This window comes from Methylobacterium sp. HJ2 (genome assembly GCF_056431005.1).
In genome coordinates this window covers 633,150-657,788 of sequence record NZ_JBWJYM010000002.1, presented here as the reverse complement: position 1 = coordinate 657,788, position 24,639 = coordinate 633,150, and the positions used below count along the sequence as shown (strand labels likewise).

Below are 24,639 nucleotides of genomic sequence, written 5' to 3'. Positions count from 1 at the left end.
CCGCTTCATCCATACGCCGGGTCGCGGCGGGGCCCTACTGCCCCCGCCGCGCCTGGGCGGCGAACCGCACCGCCTCCTCGGCCGCGCGGAACAACGCCTTGGCCTTGTTGACGCATTCCTGCTGCTCGGAGGCCGGGTCCGAATCGTAGACGATGCCGGCGCCGGCCTGGACGTGCATGCGGCCGTCCTTCACGATCGCGGTGCGGAGCACGATGCAGGTGTCCATCTCGCCCTGGGCGCCGAAATAGCCGATGCAGCCGCCGTAGGGCCCGCGCTTCTCGCGCTCCAATTCGTCGATGATCTCCATCGCCCGCACCTTCGGGGCGCCCGAGACCGTGCCGGCCGGGAAGCCCGCGGCCAGCGCCGAGAGCCCGTCGTGGGCCGGGTCGATGGCGCCCTCGACGTTCGAGACGATGTGCATCACCTGGCTGTAATATTCGAGGAAGAACGAATCCGTGACGCGCACGCTGCCGATGCGGGCGACGCGCCCGACGTCGTTGCGGCCGAGATCGAGCAGCATCAGGTGCTCGGAGCGCTCCTTCGGGTCGGCCAGGAGCTCGGCGGCGAGCGCGCGGTCCTCGGCGGCGTCGGCGCCGCGGCGGCGGGTGCCGGCGATCGGGCGGATCGTCACCGTGCCGTCGCGCAGCCGCACCAGGATCTCGGGGCTGGAGCAGACGATCTGGAAGGCCTCGAAATCGAGGTAGCACAGGAACGGGGCCGGGTTGGTGCGCCGGAGCGAGCGGTAGAGGGCGAAGGCCGGCAGGCCGAACGGCGCCTCGAAGCGCTGGGACAGCACCACCTGGAAGATGTCGCCCGCGACGATGTACTCCTTGGCCCGCGCCACCATCGCGGCGTAGTCGGCCGGCGGGGTGTTCGAGACGGGCTCCGGATGGGCGACCGCCGTGAGGTCGACCCGGGCGTCGACCGGCAGCGGGCCCTCCAGCGCCGCCGCCACCCGGTCGAGCCGGGCGAGCGCCGCCTCGTAGGCCGCGCGGGCGGGCACGCCCGCCGCCGGCCGCACCGGGGAGATCACGGTGAGCACGTCGCGCACCGCGTCGAACACCACCATGACGCGGGGGCGGATCATCACCGCGTCGGGCACGTCCAGCGGATCGGGATTGGGCGCGGGCAGGCGCTCCATCGCCCGCACCATGTCGTAGCCGAGATAGCCGAACAGGCCGGCCGCCATCGGGGGCAGCTCGGCGCCGGGCTCCGCGCCGACCGCGCTCTCGGCGATCAGCGCCCGCAGGCTGTCGAGGGGCGGGCGGTCGTCGGCCTCGAAGGCCGCGAGGTCGGGCCCGCGCGCGCACGCGGCCCGCCCGTCCCGGCAGCGCCAGATCAGGTCGGGATCGAGCCCGATCATCGAGTAGCGCCCGCGCACGGCGCCGCCCTCGACGGATTCGAGCAGGAAGGCCGGGCCGGCATGGCCGGCGCGCAGCTTCAGGAAGGCGGCGACCGGCGTCTCGAGATCGGCCACGAGGCTGAGGCTGAGGAGGGACGGGCGCCCGGCCCCGTAGGCGGCCGCGACCGCCTCGAAATCGCTGGCCTCCGGCATCAGTACTCGCCGCCGATGGCGCGGCGGAGCGCCGCCTGGTTGACGCTGACGCCGGCGTTCTTCTGCACCTCGGCGATGTACTGGCCGAGCACGTCGTCGGCGAGCGCCGTGCGGAAGTTCGACGCCACGGTCTTGTCGCTCGGGCTGCCCGGCACGTAGGCCGGCATCGTCGCGGCGGTGACGCGGTAGACCGCGCGGGCCTCGTCGCCTGCGGGCGCCGTGCCGCCCTTGCCCAGCGCGGTCGCGAAGATGCGGTTGACCACCTCGGCGGTGAGCTGGTCCTTCGGCTGGTTGCGCGCGAGGTCCTCGGCCTCCTGGACGTTGACGCCGACCGACTGGGCCACCGCCTCGATGGTTTCGCCCTTCTCGAGGCGCTCGGCGAGCTCCCGGCCCGTCTGCTGCAGGCGCTTGCCCACCTCGGCCTTGCGCCAGCCCGCCGTCACCGCGTCGCGGACCTGATCGAGGGGCTTGTCGTGGGCGGGGTCGATCTTGGTGACGTCGTACCAGACGTAGCCGCCGGCCTTGGTGCGCAGGGGCTCGTTGTCGCCGCCGACCTCGGCCCGGAACAGGGCCGGCAGCGTCGCCTCGGATTCGGGGATGCCGGCAACCGGCTGGCCCTGCGCGTCGCGGCCCTGCGCGTCGACCGCCGCGAGCTGGACGAGGGGCAGCTTGCGCTCGGCGGCGATGTCGGCGAGGGGCTTGGCGCCGGCGCGCTGGTCCTCGACCGCGTCGTGGATCGCCTCCAGCCCGTCGCGGGCGCGGGCGAGGGCGAGCTGGCGGCGGATCTCGGGCTCGACCTCGGCGAGCGGCTTGGTGGTGCCCGGCTCGATCGCGCTGACGTGCAGGAGCACCGTGCCGAAGCGGCCCTGGACCGGCTGGCTCACGCCGCCCTGGGGCAGCGCGAAGGCGGCCTCGGCCACGGCCGGGTCGAACAGCTCGGCCTTGGTCAGGGTGCCGAGGCTGAGGTCCTTGCCGTCGGTGCCGCGCTCGGCGGCCACCGCCTCGAAGGTCTTGGCGCCGGATTCGATGGTCTTGCGCGCCGCCTCGGCCGCCGCCGCGTCCGGGAACACGATCTGCTGGATGGTGCGGCGCTCGGGGCTGCCGAAGCGCTCCTTCTGGCCGTCATAGACCTTGGCGACGTCCTCGGCGCTCACGGCGTCCGGCTTGGCCAGGGCCTCCGGGTCGAGCACGAGCAGGCTCGCCGCGCGGGTCTCGGGGGCGCGGTAGGAGGCGGTGTTGGCCGCGTAATAGCCCTTGAGGTCGTCCTCGCTCGGGGCCGGGATCTCGCCCGCCACGGAGGGGGTCAGCATCAGGTAGGCGGCCGCGCGCCGCTCGGTTGTGTAGCGGTGCACCGCCTCGCGCATCGCCTCCGGCACGGTGAGGTCGGCCGAGACGGCCTCCGCGAGCTGCAGCCGCGCGATGACGGAGCGCTGCTCGCGCACGAAGGTCTGCTCGTTCAGCCCGGCCCGCTGGAGCGTCTGGTAGAACAGGGTCGGCTCGAAGCGCCCGTCCGCGTTCTGGAAGCTCTTCTCGTCGTGGATCGCCCGAATCACCGCGGCGTCCGGCACGGCGAGCCCGAGATCCCGGGTCTTCTGGTCGAGCGACGCCTCGGTCACCAGCTGGGACAGGACCTGCCGCTCGATGCCGAGCGCCCGCGCCTGGTCGGGCGTCAGGTTGCGTCGGAACTGGGTCTGGAAGCGCTGCAGCTGGTTCTGGTAGGCGGTGCGCACGGCCTCGGCGCTGATCGGCGTCTTGCCGACAGTGGCGACCGTGCTGCTGGTGCTGCCGCGGAAGAATTCCTCGACGCCGAAGATGCCGACGCCCGCGATCAGCAGGGTGAAGATGATCGTCAGGACGATCTTGCCGAGCCAGTGCTCGCTGGCGTTGCGGATGTTCTGCAGCATGCTCTTCGCGTCCTCCCGCGCCCGTGGGCCGCGGGGCTTCCCCCGGTGGCGCCCGCGATAGACCATCCGCGGGCGCGGGGCAAAGCGCGCGGGTCGACGCGCAGGGGGGCGCCGCCCCGGTCGGCGGCCAGGGCCGCGGCGTCGGCGTTTGCGCGCCCAAGCTCGCTCTGGTAGGGCCCCGGCACGGGTGACGGACGGCTGCGGGACGAGGACATCGGGATGGCGGATACGGGGCGGCGTCCTCTGGTTGCAGGCAACTGGAAGATGAACGGCACGCGGTCCTCGGTCGCGACGGTCGAGGCGATCCGCGACGGGCTCTCGCCCAAGCTCGTCGAGACGATCGACGTGCTGATCTGCCCGCCCTCCACGCTGATCGGCTCCTGCGTCGCGGCCACCTACGGCTCCTCCATCGCCATCGGCGGCCAGAACCTGCATGCCCGCCCGAGCGGGGCCTTCACCGGCTCGATTTCGGCGGAGATGCTGGCCGACCTCGGCGCCAAATACGTGATCGTCGGCCACTCCGAGCGCCGCGCCTACCACCACGAGACCGACGACGGCGTCCACGCCAAGGCGCTCGGCGCGCGCCGGGCCGGCCTGTGCGGCATCATCTGCGTCGGCGAGACCCTGGAGGAGCGCGAGCAGGGCCGCGCGCTCAGCATCGTGCGGGCGCAGCTCGCCATCGGCATCCCCAAGGGCGCGACCGCCGCCGACACGGTGATCGCCTACGAGCCGGTCTGGGCGATCGGCTCCGGCCGGACCCCGACCCCGGCCGAGATCGCCGAGGTGCACGCCTCGTTGCGCGAGATGCTGGACAAGCTGGTCGGCGAGGAAGCCGCGAAGATCCGCATCCTCTACGGCGGCTCGGTGAAGCCCGCCAACGCCCGCGAGCTGATGGCGGTCGAGAACGTCGACGGCGCCCTCGTGGGCGGCGCGAGCCTCGTCGCCGAGGACTTCCTGGGCATCTGCAACGCCTACGCGTAGGCAGGCGCCCCCGGAGCCCGAAGGACGCGGGCGCTCGACGGCGTCCGGAGCGGGACGGCTTTCGGAACGCAGAGGCTCTCAGAACTCAAAGACTCTCAGAGCTTGAAGGCTTGGCGCGCGAGCAGCCGCCAGCGGGCGCCGTCCCGGTGCCAGACCTGCATCACCCCGATATGCACAGGCACGGTCCGGCCGTTCGAGACCGTCTCGCCGTCGAAGACGTGGCGCGCGATGGCGTCCTCGCCGACGACCCTGGACGACCGGTCCGCCAGCGTGATGCTGGGGAAGCTGGAGCGTCGGCTCGCCAGCGCCTCGACGAAGGCCGCCTTGTCCTGCACCGCACCGCTCGAATGGCCGTAGCTCAGGCCGTCGAGCACCAGCGCCTCGAGCGCCGGCCCGTCGGCCGCGAGCATCGCCCGGGTGAGCGCGTCCACCGCGGCCTCGACCTCGGCCGCCGGGCCGGCGGGCGCCTCGAGGCCCGCGGCGGCGAGCGGGACGAGCAGCGCGGCGGCGAGCGCGGCAGCGCGGAGGACGCGAACCGGGACGGACATGGTGAGACTCCTGCACGCGATGGCCCGATCCGCCGCTGGGGCGTCCGCCCCGGACGGATCCGCGCGATCTGAGCACGGCTGCGGCGCGCAGGCGAGGCCGGATCGCGGGGCCCGGCGGCGGCGGGCCCTCCGGTTGGCGTGCGCGCGCATCTGGTGTAATGGCGCCTGCAAGATTCGCGGCCCGCGGGCACCCGCCCGTGCCCGGCCAGCGCCGCACGCGCCGACGGTCCTCAGGGCCGCTCCCCGTGCAGAGTTCCCGGAAAACCGATGCAGACCGTCCTGATCGTCGTCCATCTCATCATCGTGCTGTCCCTGATCGGGGTGGTGCTGCTGCAGCGCTCCGAGGGTGGCCTCGGTCTCGGCGGCGGCGGCAGCGGCGGCGTCTCGGGCTTCATGACCGGCCGCGGGCAGGCGAACGCGCTCACGCGCGCCACCGCGATCCTTGCCGCGCTGTTCTTCGTCACCAGCATGACGCTCGCCGTGATGTCGCACCGCAGCGCCGCGCCGAAATCGATCCTCGACGGAGCCAACGGCACGAGCCAGCCGGCCAAGCAGCCGACCGGGGCCGACAATCTCCTCGACAGCCTGCGCCAGCAGCAGAACGCCGCGCCGAACGCGACCGCCCCGACCGCCCCGGCGACGCCCGCTCCTGCGACCCCTGCCCCTGAGACGCCTGCCCCGAGCGCTCCCGCCCCGGCCACCTCCGCGCCGGCCGCGCCCGAGGCGCCGCAATCGCGCTGACCGGCCGGGCGCCGCGGGACGGCGCTCTCCGGGATCCCGGCCGCCGGCCGGGATCGAGACACTCTGATCGAAGACCCATGCCGCCACGGCGACCCGGCCCCGCGCCGCGCGACCACAGGAATCGCCGGCCGCGGGCGCTATGCCGTTTGGCAAACCCCCTGGCTTTCTTTATGGACCGAGGCCCATGACGCGGTACGTCTTCATCACCGGCGGCGTGGTTTCCTCTCTCGGAAAAGGCCTCGCCTCCGCCGCCCTCGCGGCGCTCCTTCAGGCGCGGGGCTACCGCGTCCGCCTGCGCAAGCTCGATCCCTACCTGAACGTCGATCCGGGCACGATGAGCCCGACGCAGCACGGCGAGGTCTTCGTCACCGACGACGGCGCGGAGACCGACCTCGATCTCGGCCATTACGAGCGCTTCACCGGGCTTCCGGCGACGCGGGCCGACAACATCACCACCGGCCGGATCTACCAGGACATCATCGCGAAGGAGCGGCGCGGCGACTATCTCGGCGCGACCATCCAGGTGATCCCCCACGTCACCAACGCCATCAAGACCTTCGTCCTCGACGGCAACGAGGCGTTCGACTTCGTGCTCGTCGAGATCGGCGGCACGGTGGGCGACATCGAGGGCCTGCCCTTCTTCGAGGCGATCCGGCAGCTCGGGCAGGAGCTGCCCCGCGGCGCCACCGCCTTCGTGCACCTGACGCTGCTGCCCTACATCCCGTCGGCCGGCGAGCTGAAGACCAAGCCGACGCAGCACTCGGTGAAGGAGCTGCGCTCCATCGGCATCCAACCCGACATCCTGCTCTGCCGCTGCGACCGCCCGATCCCCGCCGACGAGCGGCGCAAGCTCGGCCTGTTCTGCAACGTGCGCGAGACCGCGGTGATCGAGGCGCGCGACGTCGCTTCGATCTACGACGTGCCCCTCTCCTATCGCGAGGCCGGGCTCGACCGCGAGGTGCTGGCCCATTTCGGCCTCGAGGAGCCCAAGGCCGAGCCGGACCTGACGCGCTGGCGCACGATCTCGGAGCGGGTGCGCAATCCCGAGGGCGAGGTCTCGATCGCGATCGTGGGCAAGTACACGGGGCTGAAGGACGCCTACAAGTCGCTCACCGAGGCGCTGACGCACGGGGGCATCGCCCATCGCTGCCGGGTCAACCTCGAATGGATCGAGTCCGAGGTGTTCGAGCGCGAGGACCCGGCCCCGTTCCTGGAGGGCATCAACGGCATCCTGGTGCCCGGCGGCTTCGGCCAGCGCGGCGCCGAGGGCAAGATCCGCGCGGCCCGCTTCGCCCGCGAGCGCAGGATCCCGTATTTCGGCATCTGCTTCGGCATGCAGATGGCGGTGATCGAGGCGGCCCGCTCGCTCGCCGGCATCGAGACGGCGAACTCCACCGAGTTCGGCGACACGCCCGAGCCCGTGGTCGGCCTGCTCACCGAGTGGCTGCGCGGCAACGAGCTGGAGCAGCGGGCGGCGGCAGGCGATCTCGGCGGCACGATGCGGCTCGGCGCCTACCAGGCGACCCTCGCCCCCGGCACCCGGATCGCCGAGATCTACGGCCATACCGAGATCTCCGAGCGCCACCGCCACCGCTACGAGGTCAACATGGCCTATCGCGAGCGGCTGGAGGCGAAGGGCCTGCGCTTCTCCGGCACCTCGCCGGACGGCCTCCTGCCCGAGACCGTGGAGCATGTCGGGCACCCGTGGTTCATCGGCGTGCAGTTCCACCCCGAATTGAAGTCGCGCCCCTTCGAGCCGCACCCGCTGTTCCGCAGCTTCATCGGCGCCGCGATCGAGCAGAGCCGGCTGGTCTGAGGAGCGGGGCGCGGGATGATCTCGATCTCCGGGCTTCCCGCCTTCCTCGCCTACTTCGTCCTGGCGCTCGGCCTCGTCGGCCTCTACCTCGCGGTCTATTTCACGGCGACGGCGCATCGCGAGGTCGCCCTGATCCGCGCCGGCAACGCCGCGGCCGCCCTTGGCCTCGGCGCGAGCCTGCTGGGCTACACGCTGCCCCTGGCCGTGGCGATCTACAACGCGCAATCCCTGCTCGACTGCGCGATCTGGGGGCTCGTCGCGCTCACCGTTCAGGTGCTGATCTACTGGCTGGTCCGGATCGCCCTGCCCGATCTGCCGCGGCGCATCGCCGAGGGCGAGATCGCCTCCGGCATCCTCCTGGCCTTCGCGTCGGTCGCGGGCGGTCTCGTGAACGCGGCCTCCATGACCTACTGAGGACGCGGATCTAACGCGCCGCCGGACCCGATCCCATATGCCACGCTTGCGGGGATCGCTCCGCGATGCAGCCTCCGGGCAGACGGACATGACAGCGCAAGACGGCGACCCCGCAGCGGAGGCGCCGCGGTCCAAGCGGTCCCAGACGGTCTCCCTCGTCCTGGTCACCGGCGCGGGCCTCGCGGCGCTCGGCCTCGGCGCCCTCGACCCGACGCAGCGCGAGGAGGATGTCCTCGTCTACGCCGATCCGGCAGCCTGCGCCGCCGCCCGGATCCGCAGCGAGCCCGATTGCCTGTCGGACTACGCGGTCGCGCGTGCGGCCTACCCGACCGCGGCTCCGCGCTACGATTCGACGGCCGGGTGCGAGCGGCATCACGGCACCGGCCACTGCCTCGACGGGGCGAGCGTCGCGGCGGATGCGGCCGGGCACAGCCTGCCCCGGATGGCCGCCTACCTGATCGGTCGAAGCGCGGCCCAGGGGCTCGCCCCGCAGCCCGTCTTCGAGCACGAGCCGCAGGGCGGCGGTCATGCCGGCGCCGGTCATGCGGGCGGCTTCTGCACGGGCTCGGGCAGCCGCATCGTGACGGGCAGCGGCGGCCGGTCCACCGCGGCCCGCGTCGCCTCGGCAGCGGTGCGGCCGGCCTCGTTCGGGGGTTTCGGCGGCACCGGGCGCGGCTTCGCCTCGGGCGGCGGCTGATGCGCCGGATCGCGACCGGCGCGCGGCCGGACTGGCAGCGGGCCGCGCGGGAGGCGGGCTTCCTGCATCACAGCCTCGACGGGGCGCCCTACTGGGACGAGAGCCACGCCTACGCCTTCACCCTCCCGGAGATCGAGGACGACATCGAGGGGCCGAGCGCCGAGCTCCACGCGCTCTGCCGCGACCTCGTGGCCGGGGTCGTCGAGGACGAGCGGCTGCTCGCCCGGCTCCGGATCCCGCCGGCCGCCTGGGACACGGTGCGCGACAGCTGGCGGCGGGGCGACCCGAGCCTCTACGGCCGGCTCGATCTCGCCTACGGGGGCGCCGGACGGCCGGCCAAGCTCCTGGAATACAACGCCGACACGCCGACCGCTCTGTTCGAGACGGGCGTGTTCCAGTGGCTCTGGCTGGAGGCGGGCCTGGCATCCGGCCGCCTGCCGCCCGGCTCCGACCAGTACAATTCCGTGCACGAGCGCCTGGTGGCGCGCTTCCGCGCCCTCGCCGGCGCGGGCCTGATCGCCTTCTGCGCCTACGCGGACGCACCGGAGGATCGCGGCACCGCGGCCTACCTTCAGGATTGCGCGGTACAGGCCGGGCGCTCCACCATCCTGCTCGACCTCGCGCAGATCGGGCTCGCCACGGACGGGACGTTCTGCACGCCCGGCGGGCGCCCGATCGAGACGCTGTTCAAGCTCTACCCCTGGGAATGGGCCTTCGCCGACGATTTCGGCCCCCGCATCCGCCGGAGCACGACGCGCTTCCTCGAGCCGCCCTGGAAGGCGATCCTGTCGAACAAGGGCCTGCTGCCGCTGCTCTGGGCGCGCGAGCCCGGCCATCCGAACCTGCTGCCGGCCTATTTCGAGGACGATCCCGCGAAGGCGCAGCTCGGTGGCTCCTTCGTGCGCAAGCCCCTGTTCTCCCGCGAGGGCGCGAACGTCCTGATGCTGCGCGCGGGCCGCGTGGTCGCCCGCGGCGCGGGTCCGTACGGCGACGAGGGCCACGTGCGGCAGGCGCTGGCGGAGCTTCCGGATTTCGCGGGGCGCCGCCCTCTCGTCGGCTCCTGGATCGTCGGCGACGCGCCGGCCGGCCTCTGCATCCGGGAATCGGACGGACCGATCACCACCGACGCGGCGCTGTTCGTGCCGCACCTCATCGCGGCCTGAGGACGGGCGGCGACGGCTGCGAAACCGGCCGGGCCGCCCTATCTGTAGCGGACCGTGACCGAGATCCTGTTCTACCACATGCAGCGCCAGCCCCTGGAACGGGTGCTGCCGAACCTCCTCGAGCGCTCGCTGGAGCGCGGCTGGCAGGCCGCGATCCAGGCGGTGAGCGAGGAGCGCCTGCAGGCGCTCGACGACCAGCTCTGGACCTACACGGACGAGAGCTTCCTGCCCCACGGCACCGACCGCGATCCCGATGCGGCGACCCAGCCGGTGGTGCTGACGCTACGCGAGCTCAACCCCAACGGCGCCTCGATCCGCTTCCTCGTCGAGGGCGCCGACCTGCCGCCGGACGCGGACGCCTACGCCCGCATCTGCATCCTGTTCGACGGCACCGACCAGGACGCCCTGCTGCGCGCCCGGGAGCAGTGGCGCGGGGCCAAGGCCGCCGGCCACGCGGTCGCCTATTGGCAGCAGGACGATTCCGGACGCTGGAACAAGAAGGCTTGAGCGTGAACCGATCCGTCTCGACAGATACAGCGGCCGCGCGGGCCCGCGGCCTTCTCGCCGCGCTCCTGATCGGCCTCGCGCCGCTCCAGCTCGGGCCCGCGGGCCCCGCCCAGGCCCAGCAGGGGCACGCCCAACCGGGCTCCGCCCCGGAAGGGCCACGCCGGCCGCCCGAGCGCGCGGCCGAATCCCGCGACGGCCGCAAGCTCCCGCCCGATTCGGTGACGCAGCAGAGCGTCACCCTGCCGGACGGGCGGACGCTCGACTTCACCGCCACCGCCGGCAGCCTGCCCCTCGTCGACGAGGGCGGCAAGCTCCAGGCCGAGATCGCGTTCGTGGCCTATACGCGGCCGGCCGAGGCAGGCCGCCAGCGCCCCGTCACCTTCGCGATCAACGGCGGACCGGGCGCCGCCTCGGCCTATCTCAACATCGGGGCGATCGGGCCCTGGCGCCTGCCCACCGACGGGCCGAGCATCTCGCCGTCGCAGGGCGTCGGGCTGGTGCCGAACGACGGGACCTGGCTCGATTTCACCGACCTCGTCTTCATCGATCCCGTCGGCACCGGCTACAGCCGGGCCGCGGACGGGGACGGCAAGTCGTACTGGAACGTCGACACCGACAGCTCGGTCCTCGCGGCGGCCATCGCCCGCTACCTGCGGGTGAACGAGCGGATGGCGGCCCCGAAATTCTACGTCGGCGAGAGCTATGGCGGCTTCCGGGGACCGCTGATCGCCGCCAAGCTCCAAGAGGAGATCGGCGTCGGCCTCTCCGGCATGGTCCTGCTCTCGCCGGTGCTCGATTTCGCGTGGCTCCAGCAGCCCCGGGCCAACCCCTGGGGCCACGTGCTGCGGCTCCCCTCCTACGCGGCGGCCGCGCTGGAGCGGGCCGGCACGGTGCCGGACCGGAGCCGCATGGCCGAGGCCGAGGCCTACGCCACCGGCCCCTATCTCGCCGAACTCCTCAAGGGCCCGAACGACCCGGCGGCGGTCGCCCGCCTCACCGAGCGGGTGGCGGCCCTCACGGGGCTCGATCCGGCCTTCGTGCGGGCGCAGGCGGGCCGCCTGTCCTCCAGCAGCGTCCAGCGCGAGATCGATCGCCCGAACGGTCGTGTCGCCAGCGCCTACGACACGGGGGTGAGCGGCTGGGATCCGGATCCGACGGCCGCCCATGCGGGCTTCGACGACCCCGTGCTGACCGCCCTCCAGGCCCCGCTCACCAGCGCGATGATCGAGCTCTACGCCGCCCGGCTCAACTGGCGGGTGCCGAACCTGCGCTACGAGCTGCTCAACGGTGCGGTGAACCGGAGCTGGGGCTGGAATTCGGGCCGTCAGGCCCCGGAGGTCCTGAGCCAGCTCCGCAGCGTGCTGGCGCTCGACGGCAATCTGCGGGTGCTGGTGGCCCACGGCTACACCGATCTCGTCACGCCCTACTTCGCCTCGAAGCTCTTGATCGACCAGATCCCCTCCTACGGGCCGACCCCGCGCCTCGCCCTCTCGGTCTATCCAGGCGGCCACATGTTCTACGGACGACCCGATTCGCGGGCCGCCTTCAAGCGGGACGCCGCGGCGCTGTTCGCGGCCGCGCTGAAGGCCCGCGGCACGGAGGCGGGCCGGGCGGATCCGGCTGCAGGACGCGAGATGCGATGACGCGGATTTGTAGGGCAGCCCTGGCCGCATCGGCGGCGATCGGCCTTCTCGCCGGATGCACCGCCACCGAGCGGACGCCGCCGACGCCGAGCGAGATCGCGCCGGTGCCGCCGCGCCCGCCGGCCCCGCCGCCGAGCTTCAGCGGCCCGGTGCTCGCGCCGGACGGCACCTGCACCGGGCCGGCGCCCACGGCGGCGGCCGCGATCGAGCCCGGCATCGGCGAGTGCGAGTTGGTCCGCCTGAAGGGCCGCGCGCCCACCGACGTGCTGGTCGGCGAGGGCCGGTCGGGCCGGGAGGTCCAGGTGCTCTACACCGAGCCGGGGGCGAAGGAGCTCTACCTCTTCGTCAACAACCGCCTCGACCGGATCGTGAAGTCCTGAGGGCGGTCGGGCGCGACGGAAGGCTCAGCGCACCCGCCAGACCCGCAGCGGGCTGTCGCCCAGCGGCACCGGCTCCAGCCAGGGGACGGCGACGTCGCCGCGCGCGAGGCGGGTGGCGAAGGCCGGTTCCGCCCCGAGATCGTCGCCGGGCCGGGCCGGGCAGCTCACGAGGTAGGTGACGCCCCGGGCCGCGATGTGGCGGCGCAGGTCCGCCTCGCTGCCGCCGAAGCCCTCGATGGCGGCGACGAGGCCGGGGATCGCCCGGTGATAGGGCGCGGCCACCACCGCGTGCGGCGTGCGCAGCAGGATCGACGGCCCCATGAAGATCGGCGCCAGAACCGTGCCGGGCGGCAGGCCGGCGAGCGCCAGCGGCGCCACCGCCTCGTTGGCGTGGCAGCGGAGCGCGCCCTGCGGATCCGCCTGGGTCGTCTCGGGGGCCAGGAAGGCCATGAGGTAGACCGGCAGCGTCCAGAGCGCGCTGATCAGGCCGGTGGCGAGGGCGACGAGCCCGAAGCGGCGCCATCCGGCCGCGGGATCGGCCGCGGCGGCGAGCGCCCGGGCGATGACCGGGCCCGCCACCAGCGGCACCAGCCCCGAGGCGATGTAGGTGCCGCGGAACTGGACGCAGCCGAGGATCAGGCCGGGCCAGAGAAACAGGGCGACGAGGCCGGCGGCGCGGCGCGCGAGGCCGGCGCCGCGCACGGCCTCCCAGGTCGCCGCGCAGGCGGCGAGCAGCAGGACGGGATAGAAGACCAGCGCCTCCCACTGCCCGCGGACGATGAATTTCGGCAGCGAGGCCATCTCGTTGACGGTGTAGAGCCAGTGCTCGCGCACGAGCTCCGGCATGCCCGGGAAGGGGCCGCCGAGGCAGGCCGGGAACAGGGCCGCGAAGCCGCCGAGGAGGATGGCGCCCGCGCCCGCCGCGGCGCCGAGCCGGGCCTGCGGGGTGGCCAAGTGCCGGTCGAGCCCCGCGCAGGCGAGCGCCGCGGCGAGGCCGCCGCCCGCGAGCCAGAGCCAGGGCGGCGAGAGGGCGTCGCAGGCGGCGACGCCCCAGAGCGCGGGCGCCGTCTGGACGCCGAAGAGCAGCGGCGCGCACAGGCCGAGACCGAGGCCGAAGCCGAGATAGGCCGGCAGCGCCGGCCGGCCGCGCAGGATCCAGTCGCCGACGAGGAACAGCGCCCCGAGCGCGAGGTAGGGCAGCGCCTCCAGCCCGACGGCGAGGGAGAACGCGGCGAGCGTCCCCGCCGCGAGGCCGGCGCGCCAGCCGCCGCGGACGAGGCCGATCGTGAATCCCAGGATCGCGATGAGCTGGACGTTGTGGTGATCGACCCGCCCGGCGCGGAACTGCACCGTCAGCCCGAAGGTGTGGAGCGTGGCGAGCACCGCCAGGATCGCGGCGAGCCGGCCGTAGAGCGGGCGGACCCCGCGGAAGAGCACGACGGCGTAGAGCGCCAGGAGAAGCCCCGGCCAGAACGCGGCGGTCAGCCCCTCGGCCAAGCGCGGCCCGACGAGCGGCGTCAGGGTGAGGATCAGCCCGGCGAGGGGCGCATCGACGAGGCGGGACCAGTGGCTCGCCACGCCCGCCGGCGGCAGGAAGCGGTGCTGGACATTGTCGAACCAGCCCTGGCCGGCCACGAGGTCGCGGACCTCCACGAGGCGCATGGCGTCGTCGGTGTCGGGCACGCGCAGGTGGTCGATCGTGCCCCAGAGTTCGCCGGGCGTGTTCAGCGTCAGCGCCGACAGGCCCACGAGGAGCCACAGGAACAGGGTGACGTCGATGCGGCTCGCGGGCCGGGACGCGCCCGCGCGCGACGACAGGGCCGGGCTCAGCACGGCCGTACCCGGGCTGCCGGCCGTCCGGGTCTGAGCACCGAGCGCGTCATGCATCCCCCCAAGCCTCGCCCGGACCCTGGCACGGGCCGGCTTAAGGATGGGTCAAGGCAGGCCGCCGCCGGGTCCGGGCGGCGCGCGCTGCCGGTTCCGGGCGGCGCGGAGGCCCGGTCCCGATGTTGGGAGCCCTTCCTTAACCAGACGCACGGCAGGATCCTCTTCGCGCCGTGGTCCGACCGGCGTGCCGGTCGCGGGCCTGCCCCGGCGGCACGTCGATCCTCGGGACAAGCGGCCTCCACGCATTCTGCCCGTGGGACCGTTCGGTCCGCCGCGGGCGCGCTCTGACGGGAAAGCCTGCGGGATGAGCCATCACACCGAGACGCTGATCATCGGCGCGGGACCGGCGGGCCTCACCGCCGGCTACCTGCTGTCGAAGCAGGGTCGAGCGGTGACGGTGCTGGAGCGCGATCCCGCCCAGGTCGGCGGCATCTCGCGCACGGTCTCGCACAACGGCTACCTGTTCGACATCGGCGGGCACCGCTTCTTCTCGAAGTCGAAGGCGGTGGTCGATCTCTGGGACGAGCTGCTGCCCGACGATTTCATCGAGCGCCCGCGCCTGTCGCGGATCTACTACCGGGGCCGCTACTACGCCTACCCGCTCAAGGCCTTCGAGGCGCTGCGCAACCTCGGCCTGTTCACCAGCGCCGCCTGCGTCGCCTCCTACCTCTACGCGCGCGCCAAGCCCGTGGCCGAGCCGAAGAACTTCCACCAGTGGGTGCGCAACCAGTTCGGCGAGCGCCTGTTCTCGATCTTCTTCAAGACCTACACCGAGAAGGTCTGGGGCATGTCCTGCGACGCGATCTCGGCCGACTGGGCCGCCCAGCGCATCAAGGGGCTCGACCTCGGCGCGGCGATCCGGGACGGCGTGGTCCGCTCGCTCGGCCTGAAGCGGAAGGCCAAGCCCAAGCCCGGCGAGCCGGTGATCAAGACCCTGATCGAGTCCTTCCGCTATCCGCGGCGCGGACCCGGCATGATGTGGGAGGCCGCCGCCGCCAAGATCGGCGCGCAGGGCGGCCACGTGCTGCTCGACCGGGGCGTCGACGGCCTGAGCTTCGATCCGGCCACCGGGATCTGGACGGTGAGCGTCCTGCGCGGCGACGGCAGCCGCGAGACCTACACGGCGCGCCACGTGATCTCCTCGGCTCCGGTGCGCGAGCTGGTCGAGGCGATCAAGCCGCGGCCGATCAGCACCTTCAACGCACGGTCCCTGCAGTACCGCGACTTCGTCACCGTCGCGCTGATCGCGAAGTCGGACAAAACCTTCCCGGACAACTGGATCTACATCCACGATCCCTCGGTGAAGGTCGGCCGCGTCCAGAACTTCCGCTCGTGGTCGCCCGAGATGATCCCGGACGAGCACCATACCTGCCTCGGCCTCGAGTATTTCTGCTTCGAGGACGACGGTCTCTGGAATGCGTCCGACGCGGCGCTGGTGGATCTGGCCAAGGACGAGATCGGCCGTATCGGCCTGATCGATCCCGCCGACGTGGTCGATGCCTGCGTGGTGCGCCAGCCCAAGGCCTACCCGGTCTACGACGAGGCCTATGCCGACCACGTCGCCACCGTGCGGCGCGAGCTGGAGATGGACTTCCCCACGCTGCACCTCGTGGGGCGCAACGGCATGCACAAGTACAACAACCAGGACCACGCCATGATGACGGCGATGCTGACCGTCGAGAACATCGTGGCGGGCGAGCGCCGCCACGACGTCTGGCGGGTCAACGAGGACGCCGAGTACACCGAGGCCGGCCTGTCCGGCGCCGAAGCGGCCCTCGGCAGCGAGCGCCTCGTGCCGCGCAAGGCGGCCTGATCGACACGCGGATCGCTCCGCGCCCGCTTGCCCGGGCGTCGAACCGCGCCAGATCTTACCCGGCACGCCCGGCACAGGGCGGTTCCGGGAGGACACCCCATGCGATCGCAGATCCTCACCGCGCTCCTGACGGGCGCGGCCCTCATCATCGCCGGCGGCGCGCTCGCCCAGGGCGCCGCGCCGGCCGAGACGAAGGGCAAGGCCGATGCGCTCGAGAAGCTCCAGGCCTTCCGGAGCACCGATACCAGCCCCGCCCCCGAGATCCCGCAGACCGGGCGGCGCGCCGACGCGATCCGCAAGACCCTCGCCAAGGTCAAGCTGCCCGAGGGCTTCCGGATCGATCTCTACGCCGTGGTGCCGGATGCCCGCTCGATCGCGGTGGGGCCGAATGCCGGGGTGCTGTTCGTCGGCACCCGCAAGAACAAGCTCTACACGGTGACCGACCGCGACAAGGATCGCGTCGCCGACGAGGTGCGGGCCTTCGCGCCGGGGATCGACTTCAAGATCCCGAACGGCGTCTGCTTCTCGAAGGACGGCGTGCTCACCGTGGTCGAGCAGAACCGGGTGCTGTCCTTCCCGGCGGCCGAGTTCTTCTACGAGAACCCGGACGTCGCCGCCGGCATCGTGGTCAAGCAGGGCGAGCTGATCCCGGCCTCGGAGGAGAGCTACAACCATACCGCCCGGGTCTGCCGGGTCGGGCCCGACGGCAAGACCTACATCGCGCTGGGCCAGCCCTACAACGTGCCGGCCGCCGACAAGCTCGACCTCTACGCGAAGACCGGGATCGGCGGGATCATCCGGGTCGATGCGGACGGCAAGAACCGCGAGGTCTTCGCCACCGGCATCCGCAACTCGGTCGGGATCGACTTCGCCCCCGACAAGACCTTGTGGTTCACCGACAACCAGGTCGACGGGATGGGCGACGACAAGCCGCCGGGCGAGCTGAACCACGCCACCAAGGCGGGCGAGAATTTCGGCTTCCCCTGGTACGGCGGCGGGCAGGTGCGCACCACCGAGTACAAGGACCAGACCCCGCCGGCCGGCACCGTCGCGCCGATGGCGGAGCTGCCCCCGCACGCGGCCGATCTCGGGCTGACCTTCTACAACGGGCGGATGTTCCCCCAGAGCTACCGGGGCGGCATCTTCATCGCCGAGCACGGCTCGTGGAACCGCACCGAGCCGGTGGGCGCCCGGGTGATGTTCGCGACCCTCGACAAGGAGGGCAAGGTCGCCTCGGTGAAACCCTTCGCCGAGGGCTGGCTCACCGGCGACGGCGAGTATCTCGGGCGGCCCGTCGACGTGGCGGTGCTGCTCGACGGCTCGCTCCTCGTCTCCGACGACACGGCGGGGGCGATCTACCGCATCTCCTACGAGGGCCAGGACGGGGGCAGGCAGGACGGAAGCAAGCAGGACGGAAGCAAGCAGGACGGGCGCGGGACCGGGGGCAAGGCGCAATGAGCGCGGCCCGCATCGCCGTCGGGACGGCGGCGCTCGCCGTCCTGACCGTGGGGTTGTCGGCGGGGTTCGCCACCTCCGCCGAGGCCGCGGGCGATGCCAAGGCGGGACGGCGGCGCGCCGCCGCCTGCCAGACCTGCCACGGGCTCGACGGGCTGTCGAAGCTGCCGGAGGCGCCCAACCTCGCGGGCCAGGTCGAGCCCTACCTCGTCAAGGCGCTCGGCGAGTACCGGGACGGCACCCGCCGCAACGAGATCATGAACGTCGTGGCCAAGGACCTCCCCGATCAGGATCTCGCCGATCTCGCGGCCTATTACAGCAGCCTTCAGATCGAGGTGCTGCCGCCGGGCTGAGGTCCCGGCCGTCAGATCGCGGCGGCCGGGTCCGACGATTCGTCGGCGTCGGACGCGCGGCCGCGCCGGCGGTCGAGCACGGCCCGCCCCAGCGCCCGCAGCGGTGCGGTGAGGCGCCTGGCGTCCTCGGCCCGCTCCATGAAGCGCTCGCCGCGGCGGATCTCCTTGTCGAGCCGGGCCATGGTGCGCGCCAGCGCCGGATCGTCGTCCTCCAGCCAGGTCTCGGTGACGCGCGCGAAGGCGATGACGACGCCCTGCAGCTTCAGGCGGCCGAGCGGTCCCTCCGTGTCGATGCCGGCGGCGGCCAGCATGTAGCGGTGCGAGTTCAGCATCACCCCGTTGAGAGCCAGGGCGGTCAGCGGGTCGCCGCGCAGGGAGGCGGAGATCCGGCGGAGCGCCGGCTTGTAGGGGGTCATGGCATCGAGGCGGCGCATCAGCACGTCGAACAGGCGCTCGCGCGTCGGCTCGTCGGCGAGATCGCTGCTCTCCTCCTCCAGGACCGTCCGGTCGATCATGCGGGCGAGGCCGCCCAGCACCGCGCCCTTCGAGGGGAAGAGGTCGCGCAACTCCGCCAGGCTGAGGCCGGCTTCCCGGGCGATGTCGCCGATCTCGATGTCGCTCCAGGGCTGCTCGGCCGCGAGCCGCATCAGCGCCTCGACGGCGGCCTCCCGCGGCGACGGCTTCGGGGGCGCGGCCGCCGGTGCCGCGGTCTCGGCGACGGCTTCGTCGGGCGTGCCGGCCGGGCTCGAGGCCGCGCCCTTGGCGGCGGTCTTCCGGCCCTTGCGGGCAGGTCCTGCGCTCTCGGTCATCGGATTGTCCGCTCCACGTACGCGTGATCCGGGCAATCTAGGGGCGGCGCGCCCGCTTTGCGAGTTCGCCGCGCGCGTCCGTTCAGCGCGTGGCCTCGGCGATCGCCGCCTTGACGATCGGGGCCGCCGGCACGGTGTGCTCCCAGAACCGGCCGGTGCGCCCCTTCTCGTAGCCGGACTTGTAGAGCGCCCGCATGTAGGCGGTGTCGAAGCCGCGGGCCGCGTTCGCGCTCGGCGCGCCCTCGTCGATGTAGGTCAGGTTGAAGCCGATGCTGTTCGCGCGGGCGAAGGCGTAGGTGGTGGTCAGCGTGGCCCGGCTGCGGGCGCGGCTCGCCGTGGTGAAGGAGCGCTCGACGATCGAGAGCGTGTTGTTCTTGGTCACGTCGAATTCGGGCTCGAGACGCCCGTTGATCACCACGTAGATGTCCGCCTTGCCGGCCGTGCGCAGCTTGCCCTGCTGCACCAGCAGCGCCTGCGGCAGGGTGAAGACCGGGGTGACCACCGAGCCGTCGACGTGGAGTTCCTGGAAGGCGGCGTTGCCGGCCTGGACGTCGATGAGCTGGGGCGGGAACACCGCCGGGATGCTGGCCGAGGCGGTGAGCACGTCGCGGAACAGGTCGAGGGCGTTCGGCGCCCCGCTCGCCGCGATGGCGCCCATGTTCCAGATCACGGCGCGCTGCGAGTCGAGGTTGGCGGTCACCACGAGGAGGCGGCGCCCCTTGGCGTTCTCTGCCGCGATCGCGGTGAGCAGGTCCTGCGTGACGTAGCGGCCGATCAGGCTGCGCAGCCGGCCGTCGCCGAACAGGCCGGAGCCGAACAGGACGTTGGTGATGTCGGGCGATTGCACCAGGGTCTCGGCGACGCCGCTGGTGTAGAACTCGGTGAGGTAGGCGTCGTAGGTCGGGCCCAGGAAGGCGAACGGCGCGATCAGCGCGCCGGTGCTGACGCCCGAGACCATGGTGAAGTCGGGCCGCGTGCCCGACTCGGTCCAGCCGTTGAGGACGCCGGCCCCGAAGGCCCCGTCCCCGCCGCCGCCCGAGAGCGCCAGATAGGTGAAGCCGTGCGACCGCGCCTTCGGCTGCGAGGCGAGCGCCGTGAAGGTCTCGACCGAGGCATCCGAGAAGACGCGGGCGTTGGGGATGCCGGGCACGTCCGCGACCGCGGCCTGCTGCGCCGTGTAGGCCGTGCGCGGCAAGGAGGAACAGGCAGCGAGCTGTGCCGCGACGCCGAGGGCGAGGAGGCCGCGGAGTACACCATACCGACGCGTCATCGACCCCGTCCCGAAGCCCCACATGCGAGCCGTCCGCAGGCTCGCGGAAAACCTTGGGCATTCGAAGGCAGGGCGTCAATCGCGATGCCCTCGGGCGCGCCGTTCCGCGCGCGATCGGCGCGCATGTGTGGCGCGGCAGGCTCGTTTACCGGCCCGTGCCGAACGGGGTTAATTTCACGTGAAACCGCGCGCGCCGGGCGAGATCCGGTCGGACGCCGCCAGAGCCCGGTTCTGGCCCCCGCTCCCGCGCGTCGCCGGCCCGTCCCATGCGGCGCCTCTCACCCCCGTCCGGTCGCCAGGGCCTTCAGGTCGAAGCCCGGATCGGCCGCCTGCTCCGGCGTCAGTGCCGTGCCGGCCGCGATCAGCCGCCGGGCGATCATGTGGTCGCCCGCCCGGTTGACCGATTCCACGGCGCTCAGCGCGCCGTCGCGGAAGCGGAACACCGAGAAGGCGGTGCCGGCGCCGCGCACCACGCTCGCATCGGTGGGGCCGGCGAGCCCGGCGATCTGGAGCTTGTGCGGTCCCTGGTCACTCCAGAACCACGGCACGGCCTCGTAGGCGGCGGGGCGGCCGTTGAGCCGCGCGGCGAGGCAGCGGGCCTGGTCGATCGCGTTCTGCACGGACTCGATCCGGACCGTCCCGTCCGGGGTCAGGCCGCGGGCGAAGCGGCTCGGCGCGCGGGCGCAGTCGCCGATGGCCGAGATGGCCGGGTCCGAGGCGGCGAGCGCCGCATCGACCCGGATGCCGTCGCCGGTCTCCAGTCCCGCCGCGGCGGCGATCTCCTGGTTCGGCAGCACGCCGATGCCGACGAGGACGAGGTCGGCCGGCAGGGTGCGGCCGTCCGCGAGCGCCACGCCGGAGACCCGGCCGGCCTCTCCCAGGATCGCCGTGACCCCGGCCTCGAACAGGAAGCGGATGCCGGCCGCGGCATGCGCCTCCCGGAAGAAGGCGCCGGTCTCGGGCGAGACCGCCCGCGCCATCGGCCGGGCCGCCGCCTCGACCACCGTGACCTCGACACCGCGGACGGCCGCGACCGCCGCGAATTCGAGCCCGATGAAGCCGGCCCCGATCACCACCGCCCTGCGGCACTGCGCGATCGCCGCCTTCAGGGCATCCGCGTCGGCAAGGCCGCGCAGCTGCCGCACGCCGTCGAGATCCGCGCCCGGCACCGGCAGCGGCCGGTTGCGCGATCCCGTGGCGAGGACGAGGTGATCGTAGGCCAGGGGGCCGTCCGCGGTCAGGACGCGGCGGCCCGCGCGGTCGATCGCCTCCGCGCGCAGGGCCGGCCTGTAGGCGATGTGGTGCTCGGCGAGATAGGCGGCCGGGCGCAGCGCCAGCCCCTCCGCGTCGGTCTTGCCGGCCAGATAGGCCTTCGACAGGGGCGGACGCTGGTAGGGCAAGCCGGGCTCGTCGCCGATCACGGTGATCGGATCGGCACATCCCCCCTCGCGCAGCGAGGCGGCGAGCTGGAACCCCGCCTGTCCGGCGCCCAGGACGAGGATGCCGGCCGCGCTCACCGCTCGCCCTCCGAACCGACGGCCTCGAGGGCGCCGAGCCGGGGCAGGCACCGCGCCCCGTCCGTCACCAGATACTCCCAGAACGCGGCGGCGGCCGGCCCCAGCACCTTGTCGGCCCGGCGCACGATGTACCAGTCGCGGCGGATCGGCAGGCCCTGCACGTCGAGGAGCACGAGGCGACCGCTCTCCACCTCCGCCGAGACCGTGTGGGCCGACAGGAGCGCGATGCCGAGGCCGGCCATCACCGCCTGCTTGATCGTCTCGTTCGAGCCCGTGTCGATGCCGAGCTTCGCCTGCCGGATGATGATGCCGCTGATGAATTCCTCGAACACCGTGCGGGTGCCCGACCCGTCCTCGCGCACGAAGAAGGGCTGGTCGGCCAGATCCGCCCGGGCGATGCCGCGCCGGCCCGCGAGGGGATGGCCGGGGGCGGCGATCAGCACCAGCGGGTGGGGCCCGAAGGTCTCGGCCTCGATGGCGAAGTCGCGGGGCGGCCGGCCCATGATGGCGAAATCGATCTCGTAATTGCGCAACGCCTCGACCGTCTCGCTGCGGTTGCGCACCGAGAGGTTGATCTCGACGCCCGCATGCCGCTCGATGAAACCCGCGATGGCCTTGGGCGCGAAGTACTTCGCCGTGGACACGACGCCCATGGCGACGCGTCCGCCCGCGCCGCCCTTGAGCGTCTGGAGGCGCTCGGTGCAGGTCTCCAGCACCGTGTTGATGCTGTCGATCGCCCACAGCATCTCGCGCCCGGCATCGGTCGGCTTGAGACCGTTGGGGGTGCGGTCGAACAGCAGAAGGCCGGCCTCCTCCTCGAGCTGGCGGATGCGCGCGTAGAGCGCCGCCGAAGTCACGTTCAGCTCCTGGGCCGCCCGCGTCATCGTGCCGAGACGGGCGACCGCAGCTACAGCCTGGAGTTGCTTGAGAGACAGGTTGCGCATGAGGCTGGTTCTAGTTTTTTTGTAAGATGCCGCAAGGTATTTTAGAATTCTTGACGGAGGCCGACCGTCGGCCCTGGTGATCCGCCGGGTCGGCGCGGTATCATCGTGGTAGCGCTGCGGTTAGACCTCGCCTCGGCAGGGCGGGTCGCCACGGCATGATGGCAATTCAGGATTGAGGACCGGACCGATGGCAGGATCTCTGGAGGTCGGATCACGCCTCGACGCGTGCCTCGCGCAGGCCGTGGCGGACAGGCCCGAGCTCGCGGACACGGCCGCGGTGGTCACGGCCATCGCCGGGGCCGCCATCATCATCAGCGAGGTGATCGGCCGCGGCGCGCTCGGCGGCGACCTCGCGGCGGCGGGCTCGCACAACAGCGACGGCGACGTCCAGAAGGCCCTCGACGTCATCGCCCACCAGCGCGTCACCGAGGCGCTCCAGGCCGCGCCCGTGGCCGAGGTCGCCTCCGAGGAGGCCGAGGGCGTGATGCACCTCAACGCCGGCGCGCCGCTCGCGGTCGCCATCGACCCGCTCGACGGCTCGTCGAACATCGGCGTCAACATGGCGGTGGGCACCATCTTCGGGATCCGCCCGGCCGTGCAGGATCCGCAGAACCCGCTCGCCTCGTTCACGAGCCCCGGCACCGCGCAGCTCGCGGCGGGCTTCGTCACCTACGGCCCCGCCACCGCCCTGGTGCTCACCCTCGGAGAGGGCACGCAGATCTACGTGCTCGACCGGGCCGAGGGCGCCTTCCGGCTGACCCATCCCCGGCTCGACGTGCCGGTCCAGGCCAAGGAATACGCGATCAACGCCTCGAACGCGCGCCACTGGGAGGCGCCGATCAAGGCCTTCGTCGAGGATTGCCTGCAGGGTTCGGACGGCCCGCGCGACAAGGACTTCAACATGCGCTGGCTCGGCTCGCTGGTGGCCGACGCGCAGCGCGTGCTGATGCGGGGCGGCGTGTTCCTGTACCCGGGCGATCAGCGCAAGGGCTACGGGCAAGGCCGCCTGCGCCTCCTCTACGAGGCCGCGCCGATCGCCATGCTGATGGAGCAGGCCAATGCCGGCGCCACCGACGGCGAGCGTCGCATCCTCGACATCGCGGCCACCGGCATCCACGAGCGCGTGCCGCTGGTCTTCGGCTCGGTCGAGGAGGTCGCCTGCGTGGCCAAGTACTTCGACGGGCGCAACCACGCCGCCGGCCGCTCGCCGCTGTTCGGCCAGCGCGGCCTGATGCGCAGCTGAGCGCGAGAACCCACCGGATCCGATGTCGGCGCGTCACCCCATCATCTCGGTCACCGGCTCCTCGGGAGCCGGGACCACCTCCGTCCGCAACACCTTCGAGCAGATCTTCCGCCGCGAGGACGTCAGCGCCGTCTACATCGAGGGCGACGGCTTCCACGCCTACGATCGCGACACCATGCGGGCGATGATGGCGCGCGAGCCCACGCTCAGCCACTTCGCCCCGCGCGCCAACCTGCTGCCGGAGCTGGAGGAGGTCTTCCGCAGCTACGGCGCCTCCGGCACCGGACGCACCCGGCACTACGCCCACGACGCGCACGACGCGGCGCGCTACGGCATCCCGGAGGGCACCTTCTCGGACTGGGAGGATTTCCCGCCGGGCTCCGACCTGCTGTTCTACGAGGGCCTGCACGGCTGCGTCGTCGATGCGAGCCTCGACATCGCCCGCTATCCCGACCTTAAGATCGGGGTGGTGCCGGTGATCAACCTCGAATGGATCCAGAAGCTGCACCGGGACCGCTCGTTCCGCGGCTATTCCACCGAGGCCGTCACCGACGTGATCCTGCGGCGGATGCCCGATTACGTGCAGACGATCTGCCCGCAATTCTCCTGGACGGACATCAACTTCCAGCGGGTGCCCACCGTCGACACCTCGAACCCGTTCATCGCCCGCTGGATCCCCACGGCCGACGAATCGATGGTGGTGATCCGCTTCAAGGATCCGAAGGGGATCGATTTCTCCTACCTCGTCTCGATGATCCACGACAGCTTCATGAGCCGGGCGAATTCCATCGTGATCCCCGGCGGCAAGCTCGATCTGGCGATGCAGCTCATCCTGACGCCGATCATCATGCAGCTCGTCGAGCGCCGGCGCCGGCTGGCTTGATCCGTCCTCGTCCCCGTCTCGCTCCGTACGCAAGTCCGGCTTCCCTCCGGGCCCGGCCCGCGCGCATGATGCGGTCGGCGCGGGAACCGGGCCCGATCTCCCGTCCGAAAGGCGCC

22 protein-coding genes are annotated in these 24,639 nt (G+C 72.5%); 14 read left to right on the top strand and 8 right to left on the bottom strand.

The features are described from left to right. Positions 1–34: 34 nt before the first annotated feature. Positions 35–1,555: an anthranilate synthase component I gene (gene trpE, locus ACS5RC_RS07765; RefSeq protein WP_478343245.1), complete on the bottom strand. Its 1,521-nt coding sequence runs from the start codon at positions 1,553–1,555 to the stop codon at positions 35–37. Continuing rightward, the gene (locus ACS5RC_RS07760) at positions 1,555–3,459 is read right to left on the bottom strand and encodes a peptidylprolyl isomerase (RefSeq protein WP_478343244.1); all 1,905 of its coding nucleotides are present in this window, start codon (positions 3,457–3,459) and stop codon (positions 1,555–1,557) included. Before ACS5RC_RS07760 ends, trpE begins: the two co-directional genes overlap by 1 nt. Positions 3,460–3,678: 219 nt before the next feature. Here ACS5RC_RS07760 and tpiA point away from each other — a divergent pair, with 219 nt between their 5' ends. Continuing rightward, positions 3,679–4,440, top strand: a complete 762-nt coding sequence (gene tpiA, locus ACS5RC_RS07755) for a triose-phosphate isomerase (RefSeq protein WP_478343243.1) — start codon at positions 3,679–3,681, stop codon at positions 4,438–4,440. Positions 4,441–4,535: 95 nt separating this feature from the next. On the opposite strand, the gene ACS5RC_RS07750 is transcribed toward tpiA, so the two are convergent. After that, a complete protein-coding gene (locus ACS5RC_RS07750) occupies positions 4,536–4,988 on the bottom strand; it encodes a nuclear transport factor 2 family protein (RefSeq protein WP_478343242.1) in 453 nt (150 codons plus the stop codon). 267 nt (positions 4,989–5,255) lie between these two features. Here ACS5RC_RS07750 and secG point away from each other — a divergent pair, with 267 nt between their 5' ends. The 8 genes from secG to ACS5RC_RS07710 all read left to right on the top strand — a co-directional run bounded on the left by secG (position 5,256) and on the right by ACS5RC_RS07710 (position 12,349). Next, on the top strand, positions 5,256–5,729 hold the full coding sequence (gene secG, locus ACS5RC_RS07745) for a preprotein translocase subunit SecG (protein WP_478343241.1): 474 nt from the start codon (positions 5,256–5,258) through the stop codon (positions 5,727–5,729). Positions 5,730–5,913: 184 nt separating this feature from the next. Then, positions 5,914–7,545, top strand: coding sequence for a CTP synthase (locus ACS5RC_RS07740; RefSeq protein WP_478343240.1), 1,632 nt, complete (start codon positions 5,914–5,916; stop codon positions 7,543–7,545). 15 nt (positions 7,546–7,560) lie between these two features. Continuing rightward, positions 7,561–7,959, top strand: coding sequence for a DUF350 domain-containing protein (locus ACS5RC_RS07735; protein ID WP_478343239.1), 399 nt, complete (start codon positions 7,561–7,563; stop codon positions 7,957–7,959). Positions 7,960–8,047: 88 nt separating this feature from the next. Next, the gene (locus tag ACS5RC_RS07730; protein ID WP_478343238.1) at positions 8,048–8,656 is read left to right on the top strand and encodes a DUF1190 domain-containing protein; all 609 of its coding nucleotides are present in this window, start codon (positions 8,048–8,050) and stop codon (positions 8,654–8,656) included. Further along, positions 8,656–9,819, top strand: coding sequence for a glutathionylspermidine synthase family protein (locus ACS5RC_RS07725; RefSeq protein ID WP_478343237.1), 1,164 nt, complete (start codon positions 8,656–8,658; stop codon positions 9,817–9,819). The genes ACS5RC_RS07730 and ACS5RC_RS07725 overlap by 1 nt, the downstream gene beginning before the upstream one ends. A gap of 54 nt (positions 9,820–9,873) precedes the next feature. Continuing rightward, positions 9,874–10,326, top strand: coding sequence for a DNA polymerase III subunit chi (locus ACS5RC_RS07720; protein WP_478343236.1), 453 nt, complete (start codon positions 9,874–9,876; stop codon positions 10,324–10,326). A 2-nt stretch (positions 10,327–10,328) separates the two neighbouring features. Further along, positions 10,329–11,969 carry a S10 family peptidase gene (locus ACS5RC_RS07715; protein WP_478343235.1) on the top strand — a complete coding sequence of 547 codons (1,641 nt, stop codon included), beginning with the start codon at positions 10,329–10,331 and terminating at the stop codon, positions 11,967–11,969. Beyond that, on the top strand, positions 11,966–12,349 hold the full coding sequence (locus tag ACS5RC_RS07710) for a hypothetical protein (protein ID WP_478343234.1): 384 nt from the start codon (positions 11,966–11,968) through the stop codon (positions 12,347–12,349). The genes ACS5RC_RS07715 and ACS5RC_RS07710 overlap by 4 nt, the downstream gene beginning before the upstream one ends. A gap of 24 nt (positions 12,350–12,373) precedes the next feature. Here ACS5RC_RS07710 and ACS5RC_RS07705 read toward each other — a convergent pair whose 3' ends face one another. Next, positions 12,374–14,236 (bottom strand): hypothetical protein, encoded by a 1,863-nt coding sequence (locus tag ACS5RC_RS07705; protein WP_478343233.1) that lies wholly within the window; start codon positions 14,234–14,236, stop codon positions 12,374–12,376. Positions 14,237–14,540: 304 nt separating this feature from the next. Between ACS5RC_RS07705 and ACS5RC_RS07700 the strand changes: the two genes are divergently transcribed. The 3 genes from ACS5RC_RS07700 (at position 14,541) to ACS5RC_RS07690 (ending at position 17,857) form a co-directional block, all read left to right on the top strand. Further along, positions 14,541–16,049 (top strand): NAD(P)/FAD-dependent oxidoreductase, encoded by a 1,509-nt coding sequence (locus ACS5RC_RS07700; RefSeq protein WP_478343232.1) that lies wholly within the window; start codon positions 14,541–14,543, stop codon positions 16,047–16,049. Positions 16,050–16,148: 99 nt separating this feature from the next. Beyond that, positions 16,149–17,507, top strand: coding sequence for a PQQ-dependent sugar dehydrogenase (locus tag ACS5RC_RS07695; protein ID WP_478343231.1), 1,359 nt, complete (start codon positions 16,149–16,151; stop codon positions 17,505–17,507). Next, positions 17,504–17,857, top strand: coding sequence for a c-type cytochrome (locus ACS5RC_RS07690; RefSeq protein WP_478343230.1), 354 nt, complete (start codon positions 17,504–17,506; stop codon positions 17,855–17,857). Before ACS5RC_RS07695 ends, ACS5RC_RS07690 begins: the two co-directional genes overlap by 4 nt. Before the next feature lie 11 nt (positions 17,858–17,868). Here ACS5RC_RS07690 and ACS5RC_RS07685 read toward each other — a convergent pair whose 3' ends face one another. The 4 genes from ACS5RC_RS07685 to ACS5RC_RS07670 all read right to left on the bottom strand — a co-directional run bounded on the left by ACS5RC_RS07685 (position 17,869) and on the right by ACS5RC_RS07670 (position 22,397). Continuing rightward, the gene (locus ACS5RC_RS07685) at positions 17,869–18,666 is read right to left on the bottom strand and encodes a TetR/AcrR family transcriptional regulator (protein WP_478343229.1); all 798 of its coding nucleotides are present in this window, start codon (positions 18,664–18,666) and stop codon (positions 17,869–17,871) included. An 82-nt stretch (positions 18,667–18,748) separates the two neighbouring features. Continuing rightward, a complete protein-coding gene (locus ACS5RC_RS07680) occupies positions 18,749–19,936 on the bottom strand; it encodes a patatin-like phospholipase family protein (RefSeq protein WP_478343228.1) in 1,188 nt (395 codons plus the stop codon). A gap of 278 nt (positions 19,937–20,214) precedes the next feature. Then, positions 20,215–21,453, bottom strand: a complete 1,239-nt coding sequence (locus ACS5RC_RS07675; protein ID WP_478343227.1) for an NAD(P)/FAD-dependent oxidoreductase — start codon at positions 21,451–21,453, stop codon at positions 20,215–20,217. Then, positions 21,450–22,397 carry a LysR family transcriptional regulator gene (locus ACS5RC_RS07670; protein ID WP_478343226.1) on the bottom strand — a complete coding sequence of 316 codons (948 nt, stop codon included), beginning with the start codon at positions 22,395–22,397 and terminating at the stop codon, positions 21,450–21,452. The genes ACS5RC_RS07675 and ACS5RC_RS07670 overlap by 4 nt, the downstream gene beginning before the upstream one ends. A 187-nt stretch (positions 22,398–22,584) precedes the next feature. On the opposite strand from ACS5RC_RS07670, the gene ACS5RC_RS07665 reads away from it, so the two are divergent. Both ACS5RC_RS07665 and ACS5RC_RS07660 read left to right on the top strand, forming a co-directional pair. After that, entirely contained in the window at positions 22,585–23,640 is a 1,056-nt protein-coding gene (locus ACS5RC_RS07665; protein ID WP_478343225.1) for a class 1 fructose-bisphosphatase, read from the top strand. Positions 23,641–23,662: 22 nt separating this feature from the next. Next, positions 23,663–24,523 carry a phosphoribulokinase gene (locus ACS5RC_RS07660; RefSeq protein ID WP_478343224.1) on the top strand — a complete coding sequence of 287 codons (861 nt, stop codon included), beginning with the start codon at positions 23,663–23,665 and terminating at the stop codon, positions 24,521–24,523. Positions 24,524–24,639 lie beyond the last annotated feature (116 nt).

What these genes read in the sequence shown, in the direction of transcription:
- tpiA (WP_478343243.1), top strand. Translation starts at nt 3,679, where the DNA reads ATGGCGGATACGGGGCGGCGTCCTCTGGTTGCAGGCAACTGGAAGATG.
- ACS5RC_RS07760 (WP_478343244.1), bottom strand. Translation starts at nt 3,459, where the DNA reads ATGCTGCAGAACATCCGCAACGCCAGCGAGCACTGGCTCGGCAAGATC.
- ACS5RC_RS07725 (WP_478343237.1), top strand. Translation starts at nt 8,656, where the DNA reads ATGCGCCGGATCGCGACCGGCGCGCGGCCGGACTGGCAGCGGGCCGCG.
- secG (WP_478343241.1), top strand. Translation starts at nt 5,256, where the DNA reads ATGCAGACCGTCCTGATCGTCGTCCATCTCATCATCGTGCTGTCCCTG.
- ACS5RC_RS07700 (WP_478343232.1), top strand. Translation starts at nt 14,541, where the DNA reads ATGAGCCATCACACCGAGACGCTGATCATCGGCGCGGGACCGGCGGGC.
- ACS5RC_RS07740 (WP_478343240.1), top strand. Translation starts at nt 5,914, where the DNA reads ATGACGCGGTACGTCTTCATCACCGGCGGCGTGGTTTCCTCTCTCGGA.
- ACS5RC_RS07710 (WP_478343234.1), top strand. Translation starts at nt 11,966, where the DNA reads ATGACGCGGATTTGTAGGGCAGCCCTGGCCGCATCGGCGGCGATCGGC.
- ACS5RC_RS07690 (WP_478343230.1), top strand. Translation starts at nt 17,504, where the DNA reads ATGAGCGCGGCCCGCATCGCCGTCGGGACGGCGGCGCTCGCCGTCCTG.
- ACS5RC_RS07680 (WP_478343228.1), bottom strand. Translation starts at nt 19,936, where the DNA reads ATGACGCGTCGGTATGGTGTACTCCGCGGCCTCCTCGCCCTCGGCGTC.
- ACS5RC_RS07665 (WP_478343225.1), top strand. Translation starts at nt 22,585, where the DNA reads ATGGCAGGATCTCTGGAGGTCGGATCACGCCTCGACGCGTGCCTCGCG.
- ACS5RC_RS07705 (WP_478343233.1), bottom strand. Translation starts at nt 14,236, where the DNA reads ATGCATGACGCGCTCGGTGCTCAGACCCGGACGGCCGGCAGCCCGGGT.
- ACS5RC_RS07730 (WP_478343238.1), top strand. Translation starts at nt 8,048, where the DNA reads ATGACAGCGCAAGACGGCGACCCCGCAGCGGAGGCGCCGCGGTCCAAG.
- trpE (WP_478343245.1), bottom strand. Translation starts at nt 1,555, where the DNA reads ATGCCGGAGGCCAGCGATTTCGAGGCGGTCGCGGCCGCCTACGGGGCC.
- ACS5RC_RS07670 (WP_478343226.1), bottom strand. Translation starts at nt 22,397, where the DNA reads ATGCGCAACCTGTCTCTCAAGCAACTCCAGGCTGTAGCTGCGGTCGCC.
- ACS5RC_RS07750 (WP_478343242.1), bottom strand. Translation starts at nt 4,988, where the DNA reads ATGTCCGTCCCGGTTCGCGTCCTCCGCGCTGCCGCGCTCGCCGCCGCG.
- ACS5RC_RS07695 (WP_478343231.1), top strand. Translation starts at nt 16,149, where the DNA reads ATGCGATCGCAGATCCTCACCGCGCTCCTGACGGGCGCGGCCCTCATC.
- ACS5RC_RS07660 (WP_478343224.1), top strand. Translation starts at nt 23,663, where the DNA reads ATGTCGGCGCGTCACCCCATCATCTCGGTCACCGGCTCCTCGGGAGCC.
- ACS5RC_RS07735 (WP_478343239.1), top strand. Translation starts at nt 7,561, where the DNA reads ATGATCTCGATCTCCGGGCTTCCCGCCTTCCTCGCCTACTTCGTCCTG.
- ACS5RC_RS07685 (WP_478343229.1), bottom strand. Translation starts at nt 18,666, where the DNA reads ATGACCGAGAGCGCAGGACCTGCCCGCAAGGGCCGGAAGACCGCCGCC.